This is a genomic window from Janthinobacterium sp. GW456P, assembly GCF_002127655.1.
GTDB lineage: Bacteria > Pseudomonadota > Gammaproteobacteria > Burkholderiales > Burkholderiaceae_D > Janthinobacterium.
In genome coordinates, this window is sequence record NZ_NEHB01000022.1 from 50,347 (window position 1) to 72,658 (window position 22,312).

At 65.2% G+C, this 22,312-nt stretch carries 17 protein-coding genes; 11 read left to right on the forward strand and 6 right to left on the reverse strand.

Going from position 1 to position 22,312, the window contains the following annotated elements:
* Positions 1 to 374: 374 nt before the first annotated feature.
* From CBW66_RS29710 to CBW66_RS19490, 5 genes are all read left to right on the forward strand, one after another.
* Complete coding sequence (locus CBW66_RS29710) at positions 375 to 1,241, forward strand: phasin family protein (RefSeq protein ID WP_086138948.1); 867 nt, start codon at positions 375 to 377, stop codon at positions 1,239 to 1,241.
* 166 nt (positions 1,242 to 1,407) lie between these two features.
* Positions 1,408 to 3,159 (forward strand): ABC transporter ATP-binding protein, encoded by a 1,752-nt coding sequence (locus CBW66_RS19475; RefSeq protein ID WP_086138949.1) that lies wholly within the window; start codon positions 1,408 to 1,410, stop codon positions 3,157 to 3,159.
* Complete coding sequence (locus CBW66_RS19480; protein WP_086138950.1) at positions 3,149 to 4,957, forward strand: ABC transporter ATP-binding protein; 1,809 nt, start codon at positions 3,149 to 3,151, stop codon at positions 4,955 to 4,957. Before CBW66_RS19475 ends, CBW66_RS19480 begins: the two co-directional genes overlap by 11 nt.
* A gap of 126 nt (positions 4,958 to 5,083) precedes the next feature.
* Positions 5,084 to 6,784, forward strand: coding sequence for a methyl-accepting chemotaxis protein (locus tag CBW66_RS19485; protein ID WP_086138951.1), 1,701 nt, complete (start codon positions 5,084 to 5,086; stop codon positions 6,782 to 6,784).
* A gap of 173 nt (positions 6,785 to 6,957) precedes the next feature.
* On the forward strand, positions 6,958 to 9,021 hold the full coding sequence (locus tag CBW66_RS19490) for a tetratricopeptide repeat-containing diguanylate cyclase (protein WP_329957610.1): 2,064 nt from the start codon (positions 6,958 to 6,960) through the stop codon (positions 9,019 to 9,021).
* 57 nt (positions 9,022 to 9,078) lie between these two features.
* Here the strand turns inward: CBW66_RS19490 and CBW66_RS19495 are convergent, their stop codons facing one another.
* Positions 9,079 to 9,408: a hypothetical protein gene (locus tag CBW66_RS19495; protein ID WP_086138952.1), complete on the reverse strand. Its 330-nt coding sequence runs from the start codon at positions 9,406 to 9,408 to the stop codon at positions 9,079 to 9,081.
* Between the two features lie 150 nt (positions 9,409 to 9,558).
* Entirely contained in the window at positions 9,559 to 10,824 is a 1,266-nt protein-coding gene (locus CBW66_RS19500) for a cytochrome-c peroxidase (RefSeq protein ID WP_086138988.1), read from the reverse strand.
* A 167-nt stretch (positions 10,825 to 10,991) separates the two neighbouring features.
* Between CBW66_RS19500 and acpA the strand changes: the two genes are divergently transcribed.
* Positions 10,992 to 13,124, forward strand: a complete 2,133-nt coding sequence (gene acpA, locus CBW66_RS19505) for an acid phosphatase (protein WP_230492051.1) — start codon at positions 10,992 to 10,994, stop codon at positions 13,122 to 13,124.
* A gap of 57 nt (positions 13,125 to 13,181) precedes the next feature.
* Here acpA and CBW66_RS19510 read toward each other — a convergent pair whose 3' ends face one another.
* The gene (locus CBW66_RS19510; protein WP_139841683.1) at positions 13,182 to 14,069 is read right to left on the reverse strand and encodes a hypothetical protein; all 888 of its coding nucleotides are present in this window, start codon (positions 14,067 to 14,069) and stop codon (positions 13,182 to 13,184) included.
* 180 nt (positions 14,070 to 14,249) lie between these two features.
* On the opposite strand from CBW66_RS19510, the gene CBW66_RS19515 reads away from it, so the two are divergent.
* Both CBW66_RS19515 and CBW66_RS19520 read left to right on the forward strand, forming a co-directional pair.
* A complete protein-coding gene (locus CBW66_RS19515) occupies positions 14,250 to 15,122 on the forward strand; it encodes a hypothetical protein (RefSeq protein ID WP_086138954.1) in 873 nt (290 codons plus the stop codon).
* On the forward strand, positions 15,119 to 16,621 hold the full coding sequence (locus CBW66_RS19520; RefSeq protein ID WP_086138955.1) for a hypothetical protein: 1,503 nt from the start codon (positions 15,119 to 15,121) through the stop codon (positions 16,619 to 16,621). The genes CBW66_RS19515 and CBW66_RS19520 overlap by 4 nt, the downstream gene beginning before the upstream one ends.
* A gap of 209 nt (positions 16,622 to 16,830) precedes the next feature.
* On the opposite strand, the gene CBW66_RS19525 is transcribed toward CBW66_RS19520, so the two are convergent.
* Positions 16,831 to 17,178 carry a hypothetical protein gene (locus tag CBW66_RS19525; protein WP_329957609.1) on the reverse strand — a complete coding sequence of 116 codons (348 nt, stop codon included), beginning with the start codon at positions 17,176 to 17,178 and terminating at the stop codon, positions 16,831 to 16,833.
* A 387-nt stretch (positions 17,179 to 17,565) separates the two neighbouring features.
* Here CBW66_RS19525 and CBW66_RS19530 point away from each other — a divergent pair, with 387 nt between their 5' ends.
* The gene (locus CBW66_RS19530; protein ID WP_086138957.1) at positions 17,566 to 18,636 is read left to right on the forward strand and encodes a hypothetical protein; all 1,071 of its coding nucleotides are present in this window, start codon (positions 17,566 to 17,568) and stop codon (positions 18,634 to 18,636) included.
* 3 nt (positions 18,637 to 18,639) lie between these two features.
* On the opposite strand, the gene CBW66_RS19535 is transcribed toward CBW66_RS19530, so the two are convergent.
* Positions 18,640 to 19,599: a LysR family transcriptional regulator gene (locus tag CBW66_RS19535; protein WP_230492050.1), complete on the reverse strand. Its 960-nt coding sequence runs from the start codon at positions 19,597 to 19,599 to the stop codon at positions 18,640 to 18,642.
* Between the two features lie 109 nt (positions 19,600 to 19,708).
* Here CBW66_RS19535 and CBW66_RS19540 point away from each other — a divergent pair, with 109 nt between their 5' ends.
* Both CBW66_RS19540 and CBW66_RS19545 read left to right on the forward strand, forming a co-directional pair.
* Positions 19,709 to 20,548, forward strand: coding sequence for a phytanoyl-CoA dioxygenase family protein (locus CBW66_RS19540; protein WP_086138959.1), 840 nt, complete (start codon positions 19,709 to 19,711; stop codon positions 20,546 to 20,548).
* Positions 20,548 to 21,369 (forward strand): xylose isomerase, encoded by an 822-nt coding sequence (locus CBW66_RS19545; protein ID WP_086138960.1) that lies wholly within the window; start codon positions 20,548 to 20,550, stop codon positions 21,367 to 21,369. Before CBW66_RS19540 ends, CBW66_RS19545 begins: the two co-directional genes overlap by 1 nt.
* On the opposite strand, the gene CBW66_RS19550 is transcribed toward CBW66_RS19545, so the two are convergent.
* Positions 21,366 to 22,292, reverse strand: coding sequence for a LysR family transcriptional regulator (locus CBW66_RS19550; RefSeq protein WP_086138961.1), 927 nt, complete (start codon positions 22,290 to 22,292; stop codon positions 21,366 to 21,368). The two genes, CBW66_RS19545 and CBW66_RS19550, sit on opposite strands and share 4 nt — an antisense overlap.
* Positions 22,293 to 22,312: the final 20 nt, after the last annotated feature.

Below are 22,312 nucleotides of genomic sequence, written 5' to 3' on the forward strand. Positions count from 1 at the left end.
GGACACTCCTTTGCTTGACGACGGTGCGTGGTGCTTCCAGTTACTTGTCATAGTATATATATTTTACGCATGCTGCAGTGCAAAAATAGCGCTGCTGGCAAAGGTATAGCCATAGATTGACTGGCAACGCCTTGCGCGCGCGCAAACTTCGTGCAAATGCTGCCGGACGCGTGAATACGGCACGCGCACGCTCCTAAGAAAATAACTTTCAACTAACTCGAATCACCGCTAGAATATTCATATTGCGTTGCATCATAAAAAGTCTATGATCGGCTAATCAGCACGCTACCCACTTTACAAAACGCGGCCAACTCTGGTTTTCGGGATTTGCAAAGCGTTTTGCCAGCATTTTAATCCGTACAAAGGAGTTAAATATGTTTCCGCTTCCAGAACACATTTCCAGCGCCGCCAAGTCGCAACTGGAAAGCCAGCTGCAAATCTTCAGTACCCTCACCAGCAAAGTCTTTGAAAGCGCCGAGAAAATCATCGCCCTGAACCTCAACGCAGGCAAGGCCGCCCTGTCGCAGACGGCGGAGACGGCGCAGCAGTTGCTGGTCACGCAGGACCCGCGCGACTTCTTCAGCTACAGCAGCAGCCAGGCGCGGCCGAATATCGAAAGCGTGCTGGCCTATAGCCGCCAGCTGTTCGGCATCGCCTCGAGCACCCAGACTGAATTGCTGGCCTCGGCCCAGGCCCGCCTCGATGCGGCCGCGCCAGCCGCCGCAACGCCGCCCGCCTTGGCTCCGGCCAAGCCAGCGCTGGCCGTCGCCGCACCAGCCGCAGCGCCTGCACCAGCGCCGGCAGCGGTACCTGCCCCTGTTGCCGCCAAGCCTGCGGAAGTGAGCAAGCCTGCGGAAGTGGCCAAGCCGGCCGCCAAGGCGACGCCCGCGCCGGCCGCCAAACCAGAGGCAGCGCCTGCGAAGGCTGCCGAGCAAGCCACCGACAAGCACGCCGTGAAAGCGGCCGACGCCAAGCCGGCGGCCAAGCCTGAAGCGGCCAAGCCCGCACCGGCACACGCCGCCGCGCCAGCGAAAGCCGCCGCGCCGGCACCGGCCAAGCCGGCCGCGAAGTCATTTTCGCCCAGCAAACCGGCCGCCAAGCCGGCCAGCACAGCCAGCAAGACCGTGGCCAAGGCCGCCGTGAAGCAATCCGCTGCGCCGGCAGCCAAGGCGGCGCCCAAGGGCACGCCATCGAAACAGCTCGACATGCTGGGCGGCGGCAAAGGCAGCGGCCGCAAGTAAGCCGCGCGCACGGCACTGACGCAGCAAAACAACGGGCTACGGCCCGTTTTTTGCGTGCTCGTCCACAGCGCGCTTTCCCGCCTTGTTGTATCCTACGCGTACTTTCCGTCCGCGTGCCCGCCCTTCCGCCCCGCGACACCCCATTACTCAAAAACAAAAGGTAACCATGAGTTTATCGAGGCTCATCGCCGGCTTCGTGCGTCAGCATTGGCCGGCGTATGCCGCCGCTGCCGTCATGCTGACCGGCGTGGCAACACTGACCGTCTGGATCCCGCGCCGCGTGGGCGCCATCATCGACGCGCTGGCCGCGCACCGCATGACGGCGGCCGAACTGTGGCTTGAGCTGCTGACCCTGCTCGCCGTCGGCGTCGTCATCTATTTCCTGCGCGTGGGCTGGCGCATCACCCTGTTCAAGGCCGCCTACCAGCTGGGCGTGATGCTGCGCACGCGCTTCTATACGCGCATGTCGCAGCAGGGGGCGTCGTTCTACCAGCACCAGCGCACGGGCGACCTGATGGCGCTGGCGACGAATGACATCGACGCCATCGAAATGGCCGCCGGCGAAGCCATGCTGGCCGGCTTCGACGGCACATTGACCTTGCTGATGGTGCTCGGCATCATGCTGCTGGGCGTGGACTGGCGCCTGGCCTGCATCGCCCTCTTGCCCTTCCCCCTGATGGGACTGGCCTTCTGGCGCATTTCCAGCCATATCCACACGGCGTCGACGGATTCGCTGCAACGCTTTTCGGCGCTGAACGACCATGTGCAGGAATCGCTGTCGGGCGTGCGCACCCTGCGCGCGCTGGGCCTGGAAGAGCGCAGCAGCAAGCAGTTCTCCACCCTGGCAGGCCACGCGGCCAACGCCAGCCTGACGGCGCAGCGCTGGGAAGCGGCGTATGAACCGGCCGTCGGCCTGACCCTGACGGCGGCCACGGCGCTGACCCTGGGCCTGGGCGGCTACCTCGTATGGCAAGACCAGCTGACCATCGGCGCGCTGACGAGCTTTTCCATGTACCTGGGCCAGCTGATCTGGCCCATGTTCGCCGCCGGCTGGGTGCTGTCATTGATCGAGCGGGGCCGCGCCGCCTGGCAGCGCCTGCAGCCGATGCTCGACGCGCCGCTGGCCATCGACGACCATGGCACGATCGATACGCTGACGCCCGGCCCCCTGCAGTTGCAGGACGTCGGCTTTGCGTATGCGGGCCAGACGATGCCGGCGCTGTCCGGCATTTCGCTGCGCCTGCTGCCGGGCCAGACCCTGGGCCTGGTCGGCCCCACGGGCAGCGGCAAGTCGACCCTGCTGCGCGTGCTGCTGCGCCAGGTGACGCCGCAATCGGGCACGGCCGCGTGGAACGGCCAGACGCTGGACGCCTACACCCTGCACGCGCTGCGCGCGGCCATCAGCTGGGTGCCGCAGGAATCCTTTTTATTTTCCGCCAGCATCGCCGACAATATCGCCCTGGCGCGTCCCGGCGCCACGCGCGAGGAAGTGGAACGGGCGGCGCGGCTGGCCGACATCCATGCGGACATCCTGCAGTTCCCCGAAGGCTATGCCACCCACGTGGGCGAAAAGGGCATCACCCTGTCCGGCGGCCAGCGCCAGCGCGTGGCGATTGCCCGCGCCCTGCTGGCCGACAACGGCTTGCTGTTATTGGACGATGCGCTGTCCGCCGTCGACACGGGCACGGAAACGCGCATCCTGCAGCACCTGGAGGAACTGCGCGCGCGCCGCCCCGAACGCAGCGCCATCATCGCCAGCCACCGCCTGAGCGCCGTCGTCAACGCGGACCTGATCCTGGTGCTGCGCGACGGCCACGTCACGGAAACGGGCAACCACGACGCGCTGATGCAGCGCGACGGCTGGTACGCCAGCCAGTGGCGCTATCAACAACTGGAGGCCAGCCTCGATGCCATCTAAGAACGACCACGCCACCACCGCCACGTCATCCGTGCGCCGCCAGGCCGCGCAAGCCGTCGGCCTGCTGCGCCGCGCCGCCGCGCCCGACCTGCGCCATTTATACTGGGCCACGTTCTGGCTGATTATCGCCGCCGCGCTGGAAGTGACGGGACCGATCCTGGGCAAGGCCCTGATCGACCAGCATCTGCTGCCGCGCCACCTGGACTGGACGCGCATGTCGCTGCTGCTGGGCGGCTGCCTGCTCACGGGCTGGGTCGCGTCCGGCCTGCGCTATCTGCAGCTGGTGCGCCTGTCCGGCCTGGCCATGCGCTCGGTGCAGCGCCTGCGCGAGACCGTGTACCAGCACGTGCTGCGCCTGCCGATGAGTTTTTTCGACCGCGCCATCACGGGCCAGCTGGTCAGCCGCGTCACCAACGACACGGAAGCGGTGAAATCGCTGTACGTGCAGGTGCTGTTCGTCATCCTCGACAGCTCCATCGTCCTGGTCGGCACCATGGCCGCCATGGCTTTCCTCGACTGGCGATTGATGCTGATCGTGCTGGCCCTGCTGCCGGCCGTGCTGCTCATCGTCTTCCTGTACCAGCGCTGGAGCGCGCCGGCCGTCACGCGCGCGCGCGCCCTGCGCAGCGAGATCAATGGCCAGATCGCCGAATCGATCGGCGGCATGAGCGTGCTGCAGGCGAATAACGCGGAAAAGCGCTTCGGCGCGCGCTTCACGGGCATCAATCAGGACCACTACACGGCGCGCATGCAGGAATTGCGCGCCAACGCCTGGCTGCTGCGCCCCGCGCTCGACATGCTCAATATCGTGCTGCTGGCCGTCGTCATCTTCAGCTTCGGCCGGCGCGAGATGGGCGCCGTGGAAGTGGGCGTGCTGTACGCGTTCATCAGCTACATCGCGCGCGTGATCGAGCCGCTGATCCAGATCACCATGCAATTCAGCCAGCTGCAGCAGTCGGTGGTGGCCACGGCGCGCGTCTCGGCCCTGCTGGACGAAGCGCAGGCGCTCGAGCACACCCAAGGCAGGGAAACCCCGACCCTGCGGCATGCGCAAGCGGACAGCGACGTGCCCGCCGTGGACATTTCGCGCCTGACCTTCGCCTACGTGGAAAACCAGCCGGTGCTGCACGACCTGTCGCTGACGATTCCGCAGGGCGCCTTCTTCGGCATCGTCGGCCACACGGGCAGCGGCAAGTCGACCCTGCTGTCGCTGCTGCTGCGCTTCTACCCCGTCACGCAGGGCAGCATCGCCATCAACGGCGTGGCCCTCGACAGCATCGACAACGAGCACTTCCGCGCCGATGTGGGCCTGGTGCCGCAAGACCCCTTCCTGCTGGCCGCCTCGGCGCGCGAAAACATCGACATGGGCCGCGGCTACACGCAGCAGCAGATCGAGACGGCCGCGCGCGCCGCGCATGCGCACGACTTCATCGCGGCGCTGGAACAAGGCTACGACACGCAGCTGGGCGAAGGCGGCTCGCGCCTGTCGTCGGGGCAGAAGCAGCTGATCGCGATCGCCCGCGCGCTGGCCGGCCAGCCGCGCATTTTGCTGCTCGACGAAGCGACCTCGCGCATCGATAGCCAGACGGAGCAGATCGTGCAGCTGGCCCTCAATGAATTGCGCGGCAAGGTCACCATCATCGCCATCGCCCACCGCCTGTCGACCATCCGCGAAGCGGACCGTATCATCGTGCTCAATCACGGCCGCATCACGGAAGCGGGAGCGCACGAGGAACTGATGCAGATCGAAGGCGGCCTGTACCAGCGCCTCTACCTGCTGCAGCAACTGGCAATGTGATAGCCATGGGGCGCCGTTGCATAGCGCCACTTTTTTTCTGTACGGCATTAAAAATGCCGTACAGACGGGAGTATATTCATCTGGCGGGCAGCGCCAACGGCCCCAACCACACTTCCGGGGGATACCATGCGCAGCAAACTGTCGATCAGGAATATCTTTGCCGCCATTTTTCTGCTCAGCCTGGCGCTCTCCGTCATCAGCCTGTGGGCGCTGTTCCGCGTGGCGGGCAAGCAGGCCGAGGCAAACCGCGTCACTGAAACGCGCTACCAGTCCTACCTGCTGGCCGACGAGCTGCGGCAAAGCTCGGACGACCTGACCCGGCTGGCCCGCACCTACGTCGTCACCGGCGACGCCAGGTACGAACAGCAATACCTGGACATCCTCGACATCCGCAACGGCAAGAAGCCGCGCCCAGCCCATTACGAGCGCATTTACTGGGACTTCGTGGCGGCAGGCGTGCCCGTGCCCGCATCGACGGGACCCGCCGTGCCGCTGGCAGAACTGATGCGCAAGGCCGGCTTCAGCGAGCAGGAATTCGCCAAGCTGCGCGAAGCCCAGGCCAATTCGGACGGCCTGGTCAAGACCGAAGTGATCGCCATGAACGCCGTCAAGGGCCGCTTCGACGACGGCAACGGCAACTTCACCAAAACCGGGCCGCCGGACCTGGAAATGGCCCGCACCATCATGCACGATGCCGCATACCACAGCAACAAGGCGAAGATCATGCAGCCGGTGAATGAATTCCTCACGCTGCTCGACCAGCGCACGAGCGCAGCCGTGCAGACGGCGATGAGCGGCACCATGGCGGCCTACTCCGTGACGGTCGGCGTGCTGCTGGTGTCCGTCATGGTCTCGCTGCTGTGCCTGTTCCTCGTGTACCGCCACATCAAGCGCAGCCTGGACCAGGCGATCGCCACGGCGCAGCTGATCGCCGGCGGCGACCTGAGCATCGACGCCGTCATCGAACGAGCCGATGAAATCGGGGTGCTGCTGCATGCGATGAACACCATTAACGCCAACCTGACGGGGCTGATCGGCGACATCCGCAGCGGCACCGGCGAAATGTCGGTGGCCACGCACGAAATCGCGCTGGGCAATGCGGACCTGTCGGCGCGCACGGAAGCGCAAGCCAGTTCCCTCGAAGAGACGGCCAGCTCGATGGAAACGCTGACGGCGACGGTGCGGCAAAACGCCAGCAACGCCGGCGAGGCGAACCAGCTGGCCGCCACCGCCTCGGCCGTCGCCGTGCAGGGCGGCGCCGTCGTCGCCCAGGTGGTCAGCACGATGGGCGCGATCAAGGAAAGTTCGAGCCAGATCGCCGATATCATCGGCGTCATCGACGGCATCGCCTTCCAGACCAACATCCTGGCCTTGAACGCGGCCGTCGAGGCGGCGCGGGCAGGCGAACAGGGGCGCGGCTTCGCCGTCGTCGCCGGCGAGGTGCGCAGCCTGGCACACCGCAGCGCTGCCGCCGCCCAGGAAATCAAGACCTTGATCGGCGCCTCCGTGGAGCGGGTTGACGCGGGCAGCAAGCTCGTCGACGAGGCGGGGCGCACCATGGCGCTGGTGGTGGAATCGATCCAGAAGGTGGCCGCCATCATGAGCGAAATCACCAGCGCCAGCCACGAGCAAAGCGCGGGAATCAGCGAGGTCAACCAGGCGGTCACGCAGATGGACAACATCACGCAACAGAACGCCGCCCTGGTCGAGCAGGCGGCCGCCGCTGCCGAAAGCCTGCAGGAACAGGCGCAAGCCCTGATCGCGGCCGTCGCCATCTTCCGCCTGAAGGGCAGCGGACCAGCCCCGGCCGCCCTGCCCCTGCGCTGACGCACAGCCAAAGTGTGCACTTTCGCAAATTTCCGCGCACCGCATGATATTTCTTGATTGCAACAGAATATAATCTGTTACAGACAGGTGGTCATTGCGGGAGCGGGACGTTGGCAGGCAGACAGAGACGGGTATCATGGCGAAAGGCGCATTGGCTGCTGGTATTGGCCTGCTTGCTGCCGCCTGCCGCACACGCCCAGGTCGGCGACCTTGAGCAGTATCTTGCCGCCGTGCGCGACGATGGCCGCTACGTGCCCGCGCGCGCGCTGCAGCGCCTGCAGGAAGTCGAAACGCAGGCGCGCAGCGCTCCCCTGCCCGTGCGCGCAGAATTCCTTACCCAACTGAGCAACGCCCGCATGCGCCTGGGGCAGAATGACATCGCCATGCAGCTGGCCGAGGAACTGATCGCCTACGCCCGCATGAACAAGAGCGACGTGGCGTTGGCAAAAGGCATGCTCAACAAGGCCTACATCACGTTTGCCCGCAACGAGCGCCGTGCCTCGCACCTGCTGGCCTTTGAGGCGGAAAAGATCGCCAATGGCACGGACGACTTGCCCGTGCGCGTGCAAGCGACCATCAGCGCGGGCCAGTCGTGGGCCGAGGAAGGCAATTTTCCGTTTGCGCTGGCCAAGCTGCAGGCAGCCGTCGACCTGGCACGCCAGAGCAAATCCCCGTCCAGCCTGGCCGCCGCCCTGAATGCCCTCACCCTGCTGTACACGCAGATGCGCGAATACGACAAGGGCTTCGAGGTGCTCGACGAGTTGCTGGCAGTCTCCGCGAGACTGGCGTCACCGGGCCGCATGGCGCAGGCAAAGAATACGGAATACGGGCTGGCGCTCGACGCGCAGCAGCCGCAGCGGGGCCAGCGCGCCCTGCTGGCGGCCCTGGCGCTGGAACGCCAGCTGGGCGCGCGCGGCATGGTGGCCGTCACCCTCGTCAACCTGTCGGACAGCTATCTCAAGGAAGGCGACTACGCGCGCGCCTTGCGCTATGCCAATGAAGCGATCACGGCGGCGAGCCTCGTCAACGATGAACAGGTGGAGGCGACGGCGCGGCTGAACATCGGCCAGGCGCTGATCGGCCAGGGACGGCTGCAGGAAGGCAAGCAAAGCGTGGCCACGGGCCTGGCCTACTACGAACGCACGGCCAACCAGCCGGAAATGCAGGCCGTGCTGCTGGAATACGGCATGGCGCTGGAAAAGGCGGGCGACCTGCGCGGCGCCGTCACCGCGTACCACCGCGAGCGCGGCATTTCCAACCAGCTGTTCGAAAAGCAGCGGCAAAAGGCCGTGTATGAACTGCAAGAAAAGTATGAGGCGGAAAAGAAACAGCGCCAGATCGAGCTGCTGAGCCGCGAAAATCAGCTCAAGAGCACCGAAATCGACAACCGCCGCCTGCAGCAGCGCGTGTGGTGGCTGCTGGCGCTGGTACTGGCCATGGCGTCCACCATCGTTGGCTTGCTGTACCGCAAGGTGCGCCATGCGAACGTGCAGCTGAAGGTGAAAAACCAGGAACTCAAGCGCCAGAGTTCGCGCGACCCGCTGACGGCCCTGTACAACCGCCGCCATTTCCAGGAATTCATGCGCAGCCATGCGGGCAAGCCGCAACCCTCCTATGCCGGCGACGATGTCGTGGGCGCGCTGTTCCTGCTCGACGTCGACCACTTCAAGCACATCAACGACGCTTACGGCCATGCGGCGGGCGACCTGGTGCTGACGACGATCGCCGAAACCCTGCACGACGTGTTGCGCGAAACGGACATGATCGTGCGCTGGGGCGGCGAGGAATTCCTTGCCTTTCTGCCGGCCGTCGCGCGCGACGGGCTCGACGAGATCGCGCGGCGCATCCTGAACGGCATGGCGGCGCAAAGCATCGACTACCAGGGACAGACCATCGCCGTGCACGTGTCCGTGGGCTTTGCGCCCTATCCGCTGGCGCTGCTGGGACGGCCGCTCACCTGGGAACGCAGCGTCAACCTGATCGACATGGCGCTGTACCTGGCCAAGGCGCACGGGCGCAACCGGGCGTATGGCTTGCGCGGTTTTCATCATGTGGAAAGAACGACCCTGGAAGCGGTGGAGCAAGACCTGGAACGCGCGTGGCGCGACGGCTTTGTCGATTTGAGCGTGGTGCTGGGGGGGACGGACGAGGCGGACAGGACGGAGACGACGGGAACGCAGACGTTGACGCCAGGCGGCCAAGCGGGCCATGGCGTTGCCGCAGCTGCCGTCACCTGACGACAGCCGCGGGAACCGGACCGGCGTTAGCTGGTCCTGGCGCGGTGATGACGGCGATTACTTGTGCGCGGCGTCCTGCATCTTTTCACCGGCTTTTTCCACTTTCTTGCCGACGGCATCGGCCGCTTCGCTCATTTTCTTGTCGGCGTCAGCGGCGACCTGGTCCATCTTGGCGCCCGTCTCGGAAGCGGCCTGGCTCACGGCGGCGTCAGCTTTGGTAGCCGCGGCCTTGATGTCGGCTTCAGCCTTGGCAGCGGCCGCATCGATCTTCTGGCCAGCTTGTTCCGCAGGACCGGCGGCGACATCGCTCTTCTTCTGGCAGGCAGCCAGTGCCACAACCATCATGCCGGCGGCGCACACGGTCATCCAATTTTTGCTTACTTTCATGATATTCCCTTTCATTGTTATCAAAAGACACAGATCAGTTCGCAATATACACCTGCCTAAAATTTTCTAGCGTGCGCTAACGCACATAAAAACAGGGCTTTTGTAGCGTAGTTGTAAGCAATGGTATCTTGATATTTTTTTGGCATGCGTTCAGTGTGCCGCAGGGGCCGGCCGATAGCCATCCGTCAAGGTATGCAGGAAGGCGATCACGTCGGCGATCTCCGCTTCGTTCAGGGCCGGCGCCTGGCCCGGCTGGCGGTCGAACGGCGCTTCCACGTTCACGTTCGCCTCCAGCCCCGGCGGCAAATCGTCGTATTTGCGCACCTTGCCGTTTCGATCTGCCGGATACCATTTTTGCGGCGACGTATCGCGCTGCACGTAAAAGCGCAGCACCTGCTCCAGACTGTCAAAACTGCCGTTGTGGAAAAACACCTTGCGCAGGGCGACATTGCGCAGGGTCGGCGTCTTGAAGCTGCCGCAATATTCCTTGTGTTCCATTAAGTCGGTGCGATCCGGGCCGCACAATCCCATGTCGAAAAACGCCGGGTCCGCGTTGGCCGGCAGCTTGCCATTGCGCGGCACGCCGATATTGATCAAGCCGTAATCGGTAAATTGGGGAAAGGCGCCGCCGGACGAGATTTGGCTGATGTGGCAGGACGCGCAATTGCCCTTGCGCTCATCGTTGAACAGGGCCAGGCCGCGCGCTTCCTGCGGACTCAAAACGGCCTGCTTGCGCAAGACGGCGTCATACTTGCTCGTGTACGGATAGAAGTCGGCCGGGCTTTCCTGGAATACTTCCAGCGACATCAGCGCCCAGCGCAGCGCCTGGCCCGGCTGCTCGAAGATATCGGCGCCATACGTCTGGCGGAACTGCGACGCCAGGGGGCCGGCGCGCAATTTGGCGACGACGGCCGCCGCGTCGCGGTTGCCCATCTCGCGTTTGGAGAGCAACGGCGCCAGCGCCTGCTCATGGCCGGACTGGGCGCGGCCATCCCAGTTGCGCCCGCCCGTGGGGCCCGCATCGACGCTGTCGTCGCCATCGTCGTCGTGATAGTGCTCGGTAAAGGCCGGCGCGGTCTGCAGGTAACGCAGCGAGGGCGCCGCGCGCGTGCCCGCGTCCTTCAGTTCCGGGCCACCCAGCTGCACCGCCAGCCCGTTCGGCGGGCCATACGCGTGCTCGGGACTGTGGCAGCTGGCGCACGACATCTTCCCCGACACGGACAGGCTGGGCGCGAAAAACATGGCGCGGCCCATGGCGGTCATCTGGGCCACGGAAGGCTGGCGTGGCAGGGTGGGCGCGTACGCGCCGGACAAATAGGCGGGCTTGGCTGCGGCTTCCTTTTCCGCTGCCGGATGGCAGGCGGCCAGCAGGCAGGCGGCTACAAAGGCAAGCAGCAGTGAGGGGTTCGTTTTCATCATGGGCTGGCAGCGTAGCAACGGTATGTGACCGCTGCGTGACAAGCCCCTGCAAAACGTAATGTATCAAGTCCGTACATTACGTCATGTAACAGGCGCTGACATGTCACGCAGCTGACATATTGCCTGCCTAGCATGCGACGTTTTCCACCCAGAAGGCATGAACAATGAAACCGCACGCCAGCATTACCTTAGCTCCCGTCTTACGTCCTCTGCCAATCTTGCTGTCGCTGGGCCTGGCCGCCTGCGGCAGCAACTATGCGATCACGCCCAGCACCACGGGCCAGGTGATCGGCAGCTACTATGAAAACGCCCAGGTATGCCTGGAAAGCGCCACGGCCAAACTGACGTGCGACAGCGGCTCGCCAACGGTGCGCACGGCCGCCGACGGCAGCTACACGCTCGACGGCCAGGGCGCCGTGCTGGTGACCGTCGGCACGGACGCCATCCGCCATGAAGCCATCGGCGACGCGGGCAGCAAGGTCACGCAAAAACTGCTGCTGCGCGCTCCCGCAGGGCACGGCGCCTTCGTCAGCGCGCTGTCGACGGAACTGGCGCAAGTCATGGATGGCAACGGCGGCGACTTTGCGGCCGCCAGCAGCAAGCTGGCCGCGCGCCTGGGCGTGTCCGAAGCGGGCCTGGCGTCCGACTTCAACAAGGCCGGCGGCGACGAGCTGGCAAAGCTCAAGGCGGAAAACGCCAGCGTGACGGCCCTGATCGCCAGCGCCAGCGCGCAGGCGGCGCCGGCCGATGCGCTGGCCGCCCTGAACGGCGCCCTGGCGCTGAACAATATCCAGACCATCGTCGTCATCTACGCGGAAAACCGCGGCTTCGACAATCTGTACGGCCTCTTCCCGGGCGCCAACGGCGTGCCGGGCGTCAATCCCACGTCGACTTCAGCCTATGTGCCGCAGAAAGACTTTGACGGCAGCACCCTGCCCGTGCTGCCGCCCACCTGGGGCGGCATGACGGCGGCCGGCCAGAGCACCGTCATCACGCAGGCGCAATCGGCCAACCTGCCGAACAAGCCGTTCCAGATCGACGATGCCAACAGCCCTCTGTACCTGCCGCAATCGGTGATCACGCGCGACCTCGTGCACCGTTTCTATAACAACCAGATGCAGATCAACGGCGGCGCCAACGACAAATTCGCCGCGTATTCCGATGCGGGCGGCCTGTCCATGGGTTACTACGACGGCAGCAAGATGCAGCTGTGGGACATCGCCAAACAATATGCGCTGGCCGACAACCTGTTCATCGGCGCCTTCGGCGGCTCCTTCCTCACGCACCAGTATCTGATCTGCGCCTGCGCGCCCACGTATCCGAACGCCGACACCTCGGTGGCGAAAGGCTCGATCGCGAAGATCGATGTCGACGCCAACGGCAACTTCGTGCGCCTGACGCCGTCCGCCACGGCGCCGACCACGGTCCTGAACGGCGCGCCCGCCTACGCCAACGACGGCGCGCTGACGCCGGCAGACAGCACGGGCATGTTCTACGCCGTCAACACCATGCAGCCGCCGTTCCAGCCCAGCAGCAACGCCCCGGCATCGGCCGACAGCAGCAAGCTGTATGCGGACACGGGCAAGGCCAACACGCTGCCGCCGCAGACGCAGACGAATATCGGCGACTTGCTCTCAGGAAAAAATATCGACTGGGCCTGGTATGCGGGCGCCTGGAAGGACACGACGGCCCTGGCCACGGCCAGCGCGCGCGCCGGCAGCTTCCCGAATCCGCCGAACTTCCAGTTCCACCACCAGCCGTTTAACTATTTTGCCAACATGGACCCCGTGAAGGCGCCCGCCTACCGCGCCGCCCACCTGCGCGACTTCGACAGCCAGTTCCTGGCCGACGCGGGCGCCGGCAAGTTGCCGCCCGTGACGTTCTACAAGCCGCAGGGCAATTTGAACCAGCATGCGGGCTACGCCAGCGTGGCCGGCGGCGACGCGCACATCGCCAGCGTCATCGCCCAGCTGAAGAAAAGTCCGCAGTGGAAGAACATGCTGGTCATCGTTACCTACGATGAAAACGGCGGCTTCTACGACCACGCCGCGCCGCCGAAAGGCGACCGCTGGGGTCCGGGCACGCGCGTGCCGGCCATCCTTGTCTCGCCGTACGTGAAAAAGGGCCTGGTCGACCATACGCAATACGATTCGGCCTCGATCCTGCGCGCGATCACGCACCGCTTCGCCCTGCCCGTGCTCGACGGCCTGAGCACGCGCGACAAGGCGCTGGTGGCCAACGGCGGCAAGCCGATGGGCGACTTCAGCGCGGCGCTGGCGCTGCTGCCGCAAGAGTAGGGCTGAGTAAAACGCGCCCGCCCGGCCTGGCCGCGGCGGGCGTTTTATATGTTGGCGCTACTGGCCCGGGGCCGCATCGAGCAGCGAGCGCTCGAGCAATTGCGACAAGGCCGCGCGCAGCGCCTGCGTGCGCGCCGCCAGTTCCGGGCGCTTGTAGCGCTCGGCGGCGAGCAGGCTGTTTTCCAGGCAGACCCGGTCGCCCTTGGCCAGGCAGGCGTCGGCCAGGTCGAGCTGGGCGCTGGCTTGCGCCACTTTCACCTTGGCGTCGAGTTCCAGGGTGTCGGGATCGTCGCCCCAGCGCTTCACGTAGGCGGCCAGGCGCGCGGCGGCCAGCTCCGGCTTGCCCGCATCGAGCGCCTGCTGGAAGCTGCCTTGCAGCGCCGTCCACGCCTGCGCCCGCTGCTGTTGCCTGTCGCACGCGGCGGCGGACTTGCTGATGCTCGCCTGTAAACGTTTGATCTGCGCGGCGGGCGCCTTGGCGCTTTTCAGCACGGCCAGCGCGCTGCGCGCCCCGTCCAGGTCGCACTGCGCCGCCAATGCAGTGGCGGCCTCGACCTGTTCCGCCACGCTGGCCGGCTTGTCGGCCGGCTTGTTATAAAACCAGATACCGGTCAGCACCACGGCCGCCGCGATCCACGTGCGCAAGCGCACGGGCGGGCGTGGCGGCGGCACCGAACCCCTGCCGGCAGGTTTGGCGGGCGGCGCCTTGGCCGGTGCGGCAGCCAGCGGCGCGACGGGCTGGGGAGCGGAAGCTGGCTGAGGCGCGGGTTGCGGCACGGCTTGCGGCGTGAACACCGGCGGCGGCATGCGCGGCACCGACGGCGGCGCCACTACCTTCTCCAGAACAGGCGCTTGCGCCACCTGGCGCGCGCCGCAAAACGGACAGTACACCACGCGCAGCGGCAAGGTCCGACCGCAAGCGGCGTCGATGCAAACGTCATTCACTGTTTCAAGCACATTCCAACCTTTTCCTGGAGTCATTCCACTGCATTCTGCCGCAATATTACCTTACGCGGGCACGGCAACGGCGCACCGGCCCCGTGTTCCACGGCCTTGATACCGATCAAAAAGCCTCCGCCGCCGCGGCCTAAGCTACAAGCACAGGCCAAGGACAAGGAGAACGCCATGTCAGCCCACCTGATCATCGAAGACGGCCAGCCCTGGTGGGACAGCGCCGATATCTGGGTCGTGCCCGGCAATGATCCGAATGGCCCGCCCGGCGCCCCCATTGCCGGCACCAGCAATTACCTGTGGGGCCGCGTGCACAACACGGGCAACAGCGCCTCGAACGGCGTGCGCGTGGATTTTTACTGGGCCGACCCTTCCGGCCAGATCGCCGTCGGCGCCGCCACGCAGATCGGCTCCGCGTTTGCCGACTTGCCGCCGGGCGCCACGCAGGAAGTGCTGTGCCTGGTGCCATGGGTCCCCGTCATCGTCAATGGCGGCCACGAATGCCTGCTGGCCGTGGCCCACGGGTCTGGCGACGTCAACCCGCTGCCCGACCCGCTGCCCAACGGCTTCCCTTTCCAGCCCAAGCAGCACGAGCAGATTGCCCAGCGCAATGTCAACGTGGTGCTGGCGGCCAGGCGTGCGCAATTGCTGGCCATCGCGGTGGCGGCCCTGCCCCGCGAGACGAAAAAAGTGGAACTGCAACTGGAGTATGGCGGCGAGCTGCCGGAGCGCCTGCTGGCCACCCTCGGGCTTGAGCGATGGCAGCCGGCCAGGGACGCACAGCTGGTCGCAGGCCTGGCGCGTACGCCCCATTGCAATGGCGACGCGCCCGGCGAGCAAAAACTGCTGCTGGAAGTGCCGCGCGGCCAGGCGCAGGCCGTGTATCTGAGCGTGCGCGCCGAAGCCTTGCCGCCACGCCAGTATGCGCTGCTGCGCGTGCTGGAAACCCAGGATGGCAAGCTGCTGGGCGGCGTCACGTATGTCGTTATCGATCTGGAGAAAGAGCAGGCGCAAGAACAGCAAAGCCCCGAGGAGCAAGCATCATGAGCGACACACCCCTGCAGGTGCTGACGCGGCCGTTCGCGATCGAGCCCGTCACCAATATCATGCTGCCCGATGGCATCTTCGACAATGCCATCTATGGCTTGCGCATTGCCGCCCACGTCACCAATATGTCCGGCAGCGCCCTGACAAATGTCACGGTGTACCTGGAAAGCGTGGGCGACCCCGGTATCGTGCCCGTGGCGCGCACCTTTTTCTTTGCCAGCATTCCCGCCGGCGCGGCCATGCTCGTCATGTGGGATGCCGACTTCCAGCATGCGGCGCCCGGCAAGCGCCTGGTCAGCTTTGTCGCCAAGGCGGACGGCTACACGCCGCACCGTTCGATCCAGCAAATCTTCGTGTCGCAGACGCGCTTCGACAGCACGACCAACACCTACACGTGTACGGTCGAGGAAGGCACGCTGGAACTGTCCAAGCCGCAGGGCCATCTGCCGGGCAAGCGCTGGGGCAGCACGGGCACGGATGGGAAGGAGTGCCGCTGCCCGCCCGGCCTGGGGCCCATCGTACCGACCGGCATGACCCTCGTCTGGACGCCGAACCCCGCCTACGCGGGCACGCATGGCGAGCTGCCGTTTTCCGACCCGTGGTGGAAGGTTCTCGCCATCATCATCGCCATCATCGCCGCGCTGGTGGCCATCATTGCCGCCGCGCTTGGCTCCGGCAAGGCCAGCTTCAGCGTGGGCGGCAGCTTTGAAGAAACGGAACCCGACGTGCATTGCTGTTCGCTGGAAGGGGCCGGCTCCGGCCAGCCCGAGTTTACGGTGGCGGGCGTGGCCTCGGCCATCGCTTCGGGCGCCATCGCCGTCGCCTGCTCCGATATCGCCGACCCGTTCTGGCGTGGTCAGGAAGCAACACCACCGGCCGCCGGCGAACTGACCCTGGCCGAGCGCGTGGTGGCGCAGTGGGTGTTGCCGGAAGCGCCGAATGCGGGCCTGCCCTATACGGCCGACATCAGCTGGGAGTATGATCGTTTCACCACAGGCGCCACCTACCAGCATGCGGTTACCGAAACGCAAGTCAACATCCACCTGGCGGGACCGGTGGAAACGGATACGCCCGCCGTCGTGCAAGCCTACGAACCGTTGTGGATACGCGCCAGCTTCAAGCGCGACAACGGCAATGTATTCCGCGGCACGGAGCTGTATGCGTTCGTACTGTTCCAGGCGCCGCAGGGCCTGTATTTCGTGGCATCGCTGACCGATGACGGCCTGGGCTTCGACCCAGGCGCCAACGACGGCGTCTATGCAGGCAGCCTGGACTTGAAGCGCGCTTACCGCACCCTGCTGCAATATGATCAAAAAGTCTACGGCACCTGGAGAGTCTTCGTCTTTGCCCAGGACGTCAACCTGACCAAGCCGGGCACGCCGCCCGAAATCGCCGCCCAGCACATCGGCGGCATGTTCGTCGCCAGCGCCATCGAGATCACCTTCGACGATACCCTGCCCTGCCCGCTCAAGGCGCAGGCGAATATCGTCGTGGTGTAACAAGGAGCGAGACGCAAGAGGCGATGTCAGGCGTAGGTCGCGTAGGTGGGATTAGCGGGGCAACGCCCCGCGTAATCCGACACATTGTTGACTCCAAGCCCACGCGACAGTGGCCGCGCAAGCATGCAGGGCCAAGCGCCGCCTCGAAGACAGTACGTCAGTACAGCGAGAGGCAGGCAACAACGCCTTGGGCGTTTTATCAGCCGCTCTTACACCTTGACCGCGTCGGCCTTGGCAATCACCGTGCGCGGAATGATATCCGTTGTCGGGCACGTATCCATCGCATCCGAATACGCAAGCCAGCGCTGCAGGCTTTCCATGCGGCGAATGGTGATGCCCTTGCCATTGATATAGCCGATCTGCTCGAAATAAGCGGGATTGGTGGTCAGCTTCGACACGGTGGGCGCATTGTCGACCAGGCGGTCGTAGGCCTTGCGCGCCTTGTGCTCCCACTTGGCCAGCGCGGGGTCGTCAAAGCGGTTGCTTTCAAAATACACGGTAATGGTGCGGTCGTGGTTGGCAAAGCCGACGATGGCCGCACCTTTGCGTATGGTCAACAGGACATCTTCCTTGACGCCTGTGACTGGTACGAACACGGCAGCACGGCCATCCGCATCCGGCCGCTCCATGGGAATATCTTGTCCGATTATGCTCATCACATCACACTCTTAGTCTTCGCCTGTTGGCTTGTTGTCCCTGCTTCACTGAAAGCATGCCACCGTGCACATGCGCGCCTTTGCCGCTGCGCCAGGCCGCTTCCAGGCTCGCTGCCATGCCCTGTCATACCGATTCATACCATTTTTCAAATAATACATTGCCGGAAAGCACTGCACAAGATAATCAGGGGCACGGCAGCCGCCTGTCCTCCGCCGGATGGGGAATGGTGACGGCCGAGGCAATCGCCTTATAATGCTGCGATTACTTCACGCCCCCACCTTCGCACCATGACGCTTCCCGAGAATGACACCAGCCGGCTCGACGCCATCAGCGCCGCCGCCACCGAAGTGGCCGCGCAAAACGTGGCCGACCTGCTGGCCATGGCCATCCGCCACCGCCCCGACGAACCGTCCCTGATCGTCTGCGACAAGCGCAGCTGGCTCAACGTGGTGCTGACGGAAGCGTACCGCCAGGCCTTGCCGGACGCCACCTTCATCGATTTCGACGACGTCACGCCCGAGGCCGTACTGGCCGCGTTTGCCGACCTGCCGGCCGGCAGCCTCGTCGTGCTGATCCAGTCGACCAGCTTCCGCCTGGAAGCGTTCCGCATCCGCATCGAACTGTTCAAGCGTGGCCTGAAAGTGATCGAGCACGTGCACCTGTCGCGCATGCCCGGCGTGCAGGGGCTGCACTACATCGCCTCGCTGGCCTACGATCCCGCCTACTACCGCGGCGTCGGCCATGCACTGAAGGCGCGCATCGACGGCGCCCGCCATGGCATGGTCGAGAGCGGCGGCGAGCAGCTGGTCTTCGCTTCCCCGTTCGAATCGGCCAAGCTCAATATCGGCGACTACAGCGGCATGAACAATATCGGCGGCCAGTTCCCTCTGGGCGAAGTGTTTACGGAAGCGCAGGACCTGGAAGCGGTGAACGGGCGCGTGCGCATCTTCGTCTTCGGCGACACGCACTTCATGGTCAACCGTCCCGACACGCCGATCACCCTGATCATCGACAAAGGCAGAGTCACGGGCACGGAGCACGCCACGCCGGAATTTACCGCCATGCTGGAAATCATCCGCGCGCATGAAGGCGAAGTGTGGGTGCGCGAACTGGGCTTCGGCATGAACCGCGCCTTTTCGCGCGAACAGCTGGTCAACGACATCGGCACGTATGAGCGCATGTGCGGCATCCATCTGTCGCTGGGCGCCAAGCACGGCGTGTATACAAAACCGCAATTCAAGCGCAAGGATGCGCGCTATCACGTCGACATCTTCGCCGTCACCGAAGCCGTCTACCTTGATGACGAGCGCGTGTATGCCGATGGCGCGTGGACGGTGGAACCCGTCGCGTTCAATTGACCGTCAGCTGAAAAATCCGGCCGCCGCCAGCTCGCGGTCCCACGGCGGCACGGGCTGGTATTCGGCCACCAGGAAATCGATCAGCGCGCGCACCTTCGGCGACATTTGCCGGCTGGCCGGATACAGGGCGCTCAAGTGATTCAGGGGCAGGTCCCAGCCGGACAGCACGGGCAGCAGGCTGCCATCGAGCAGATTGCGCCAGGCGAGAAACGTGGTGCTGTAGACGATGCCGAGCCCGCGCTGCGCCGCCTGGTGCAGCACCAGCCCGTTATTCGCCGTCAACCCCGCCTGCACGCGCACGCTCACCTCCTCTTGCTTATCGCCTTCCCCACGCTGGAAATGCCAGTTCGTGCCATCGGTCAGGTGGCTGAAATGCAGGCACTGGTGCTGCAACAGATCTTGCGGCACCTGCGGCACGCCCCATTGCGCCAGGTAGGCGGGACTGGCGCACAGCACGGCGCGGCACGGCGCCAAAGGCCGCATGGCCAGCGCGCTGCTGTCCGGGATGCCGCCCACGCGTATCGTCAAGTCAAAGCCGTGGCGTATCGGGTCGAGCAGCGCATCGTCGACAAACAGTTCGGCCCGCACCTGCGGGTGCAGCAAACTGAAACGGGCGACGGCATCGGCCAGCCACGCGCTGCCGAAGCTCGATGGCGCCTGGATGCGCAGCGGCCCGGCCAGCTCCGCCCCCGCTCCCGCCTGCGCCACGTGCGCCACCATACGCGCCGCTTCCTGCGCCTGGCTGACAGTGGCCATGCACGGCGCCAGGTAGGCGCGGCCCGCGTCCGTCAAACTCACTTCGCGCGTGGAGCGGTGCAGGAGGCGCGCATTCAGGCGCTCTTCCAGCTGCATGATGGTCTTGCTGACCATGGCACGTGTCAAACCCAGGCGCTGCCCGGCCACCGTAAAGCTGCGCTGGCGCGCCACTTCGACAAAGATTTCCATCGCTTTTAGTTGATCCATGTCAAAGATTGTCTGCGTTTTGGCGACAATCTGTCAACCGCAGGGCGATTGTTTGCGCAGTGTCCCCATCCTACAATGGCGTTTTCCACCAATCTCCGGAGCCGCCGCCATGCTAACGATCGAACAACAAGAACAATACCAACGCGACGGCTACATCATCCTGCCCGATTTCAAGGACGCGGATCAAATCGCCGCCCTGCGCGCGCGCGCCGAGCAGATTGTCAACGAATTCGACCCCAGCGTCAGCCAGTCGATCTTCACCACGCGCGACCAGGCGAAGAACACCAACGATTATTTTCTCGCTTCCGACAACACCATCCGCTGCTTCTTCGAGGAAGAGGCGTTCGGCCCGGACGGCCAGTTAAAACAGGCGAAGTCCCTGTCGATCAACAAGATCGGCCACGCCATGCACGACCTGGACCCCGTCTTCCGCGCTTTTTCGGCCGACCGGAAACTGGCCGAAGTCGCGCGCGACCTGGGCCTGATGGACGCGCAGGTATGGCAATCGATGTACATATTTAAACAGCCCGGCATCGGCGGCGAAGTGCGCTGGCATCAGGACGCCACGTATTTCGAGACCACGCCGATCAGCGTGACCACGTTCTGGTTCGCGCTGGAAGACGCCACGCTGGACAACGGCTGCCTGTGGGCGGAACCGGGCGGCCACCGCGGCCCTCTGCGCGAACGCTTCATCCGCAACGGCGACCAGGTAAGAGTGGAAAAGCTCGATGCCATGCCCTGGCCCGACGACAGCACGGCCGTGCCGTTGGAAGTGAAGGCGGGCGCCCTCGTCTGCTTCCACGGCTTGCTGCCCCACTACAGCGCGCCGAACCGCTCGCCCGTCTCGCGCCACGCCTACACCTTGCACGCCACCGACGGCCAGACGGAATATGCGGCGCACAACTGGATACAGCGCGATGCGGCCTTCCCCGTGCGGGGCTTCGTCTGATGCGCATCGATGTCTATGCCGCCCACTGGGGCAATAACGACCTGCCGCCCGAGGTCTTCATCGACAGGGTACTGGCGGCCGGCTTCGACGGCATCGAGATGTCGCTGCCGCTGGACGCCGCCCTGCGCGAGGAGTGGACGGGGCGCATCGCCGATGCGGGCCTGGACCTGATCGCCGCGCAATGGGAAACCGTGTTCCACAGCGACTTCGCACTGCACCGCGCCGCCCTGGCGGAACTGCTGGAAAACGCCTGCCTGGCGCGCCCCGTGCTGGTCAACACCCACACGGGCAAGGATTACTATACCCCGGCGCAGAACGCGGCATTGATCGACCTGGCCGCCGCCATCTCGGAAAAGCACGGCGTGCCCATCGTGCATGAAATCCACCGCAGCCGCTTTTCCGGCCACCCGCTGCTGCTGCTGCCGTATCTGCAGCAGTATCCGGATTTGCCCTTGACGGCAGACCTGTCGCACTGGTGCTGCGCCTGCGAATCGCTGCTGGAAGACCAGCCCCACACGCTGGCGCAAGTACTGCCGCTGGTGCGCCACGTGCATGCGCGCGTGGGCCATGCGCAGGGTCCGCAGGTAGCCGACTTGCGCGCACCGGAAGCCAAGCCGGCGCTCGACGCCCACCTGGCCTGGTGGGATGCCATCGTTGCGCTGCGCCGCGCGGCCGGCGCCGAGCGCATGACGTTCACGCCGGAATTCGGCCCCGCGCCGTACTCGCAAACGCTGCCCTACACGCAGCAGCCCGTGAGCGACGCGTGGGAACAGAATGTCGCCATGCTCGAACTGCTGCGCGCGCGCTATGCGGCCGCTTAGGGAAGCTGCGGATGCTGCGCAAAATTGGCCTGCACGAAATCGATGAAGGCGCGCAGCGGGGCCGGCAGGTGGCGCCGGCCCGCGTAGTATAAAAACGGGCCGGGAAAGGGCATGGCCCAGTCCTGCAGCACGGATTGCAGCTGGCCCGCATCGATATGCGGCTGCAGCCACTCCTCGAACAGATACACCAGCCCATGGCCGGCGATGGCCATGCTGACCGCAAAGTCGGCCGCCGTCGGCGTGACGATCACGGGGCCGTCCGGCTCCACGCTCACCTTTTGTCCATCGCGCTCGAACTCCCATGGAGGAATCGCGCCGCTGAGGAATTTCCCCACCAGACAGGCGTGCTGCAGCAGCTCGCGCGGATGCACGGGCACGCCGCGCCGCGCCAGGTAGGACGGTGCGCCCGCCACCGCGAAGCGCTGCGTGCGCGGGCCGATCGGGATGGCGATCATGTCCTGCTCCAGCCGCTCGCCATAGCGGATGCCGGCGTCACAGCCACTGGCGACGACATCGACAAAATTATTATCGACCACCAGCTCGACCCTGATCTGCGGATAGGCATGCAGGAACTGGTCGACCATGGGCTGCAAAAAGAAGCGCGCCGCGTTGACCGGCACGTTCAGGCGCAAGCTGCCGCGCGGACTGTCGCGCAAGTCGTTCAGCACGTCGAGCGCGCTGCTCACTTCCTCGAGCGCCGGACGCAAACGCGTCAGCAACAGCGCGCCGGCTGCCGTCGGCGTCACGCTGCGCGTGGTGCGTTCCAGCAGGCGGATACCCAGTTGCTGCTCCAGCCGCCGCAGCGCCTCGCTCATGGCGGACGCGGACTGGCCGCTGGCGCGCGCGGCCTGGCGAAAACCGTGGTGCCGGGCCACCAGGGCAAAGGCGGACAAATCGGCCATGGAAGGATTGTCTGCATGCATGAGGAGCGCTTTCATTGTGC

What these genes read in the sequence shown, in the direction of transcription:
- CBW66_RS29710 (WP_086138948.1), top strand. Translation starts at nt 375, where the DNA reads ATGTTTCCGCTTCCAGAACACATTTCCAGCGCCGCCAAGTCGCAACTG.
- CBW66_RS19475 (WP_086138949.1), top strand. Translation starts at nt 1,408, where the DNA reads ATGAGTTTATCGAGGCTCATCGCCGGCTTCGTGCGTCAGCATTGGCCG.
- CBW66_RS19480 (WP_086138950.1), top strand. Translation starts at nt 3,149, where the DNA reads ATGCCATCTAAGAACGACCACGCCACCACCGCCACGTCATCCGTGCGC.
- CBW66_RS19485 (WP_086138951.1), top strand. Translation starts at nt 5,084, where the DNA reads ATGCGCAGCAAACTGTCGATCAGGAATATCTTTGCCGCCATTTTTCTG.
- CBW66_RS19495 (WP_086138952.1), bottom strand. Translation starts at nt 9,408, where the DNA reads ATGAAAGTAAGCAAAAATTGGATGACCGTGTGCGCCGCCGGCATGATG.
- CBW66_RS19500 (WP_086138988.1), bottom strand. Translation starts at nt 10,824, where the DNA reads ATGAAAACGAACCCCTCACTGCTGCTTGCCTTTGTAGCCGCCTGCCTG.
- acpA (WP_230492051.1), top strand. Translation starts at nt 10,992, where the DNA reads ATGAAACCGCACGCCAGCATTACCTTAGCTCCCGTCTTACGTCCTCTG.
- CBW66_RS19515 (WP_086138954.1), top strand. Translation starts at nt 14,250, where the DNA reads ATGTCAGCCCACCTGATCATCGAAGACGGCCAGCCCTGGTGGGACAGC.
- CBW66_RS19520 (WP_086138955.1), top strand. Translation starts at nt 15,119, where the DNA reads ATGAGCGACACACCCCTGCAGGTGCTGACGCGGCCGTTCGCGATCGAG.
- CBW66_RS19530 (WP_086138957.1), top strand. Translation starts at nt 17,566, where the DNA reads ATGACGCTTCCCGAGAATGACACCAGCCGGCTCGACGCCATCAGCGCC.
- CBW66_RS19535 (WP_230492050.1), bottom strand. Translation starts at nt 19,599, where the DNA reads ATGGATCAACTAAAAGCGATGGAAATCTTTGTCGAAGTGGCGCGCCAG.
- CBW66_RS19540 (WP_086138959.1), top strand. Translation starts at nt 19,709, where the DNA reads ATGCTAACGATCGAACAACAAGAACAATACCAACGCGACGGCTACATC.
- CBW66_RS19545 (WP_086138960.1), top strand. Translation starts at nt 20,548, where the DNA reads ATGCGCATCGATGTCTATGCCGCCCACTGGGGCAATAACGACCTGCCG.
- CBW66_RS19550 (WP_086138961.1), bottom strand. Translation starts at nt 22,292, where the DNA reads ATGCATGCAGACAATCCTTCCATGGCCGATTTGTCCGCCTTTGCCCTG.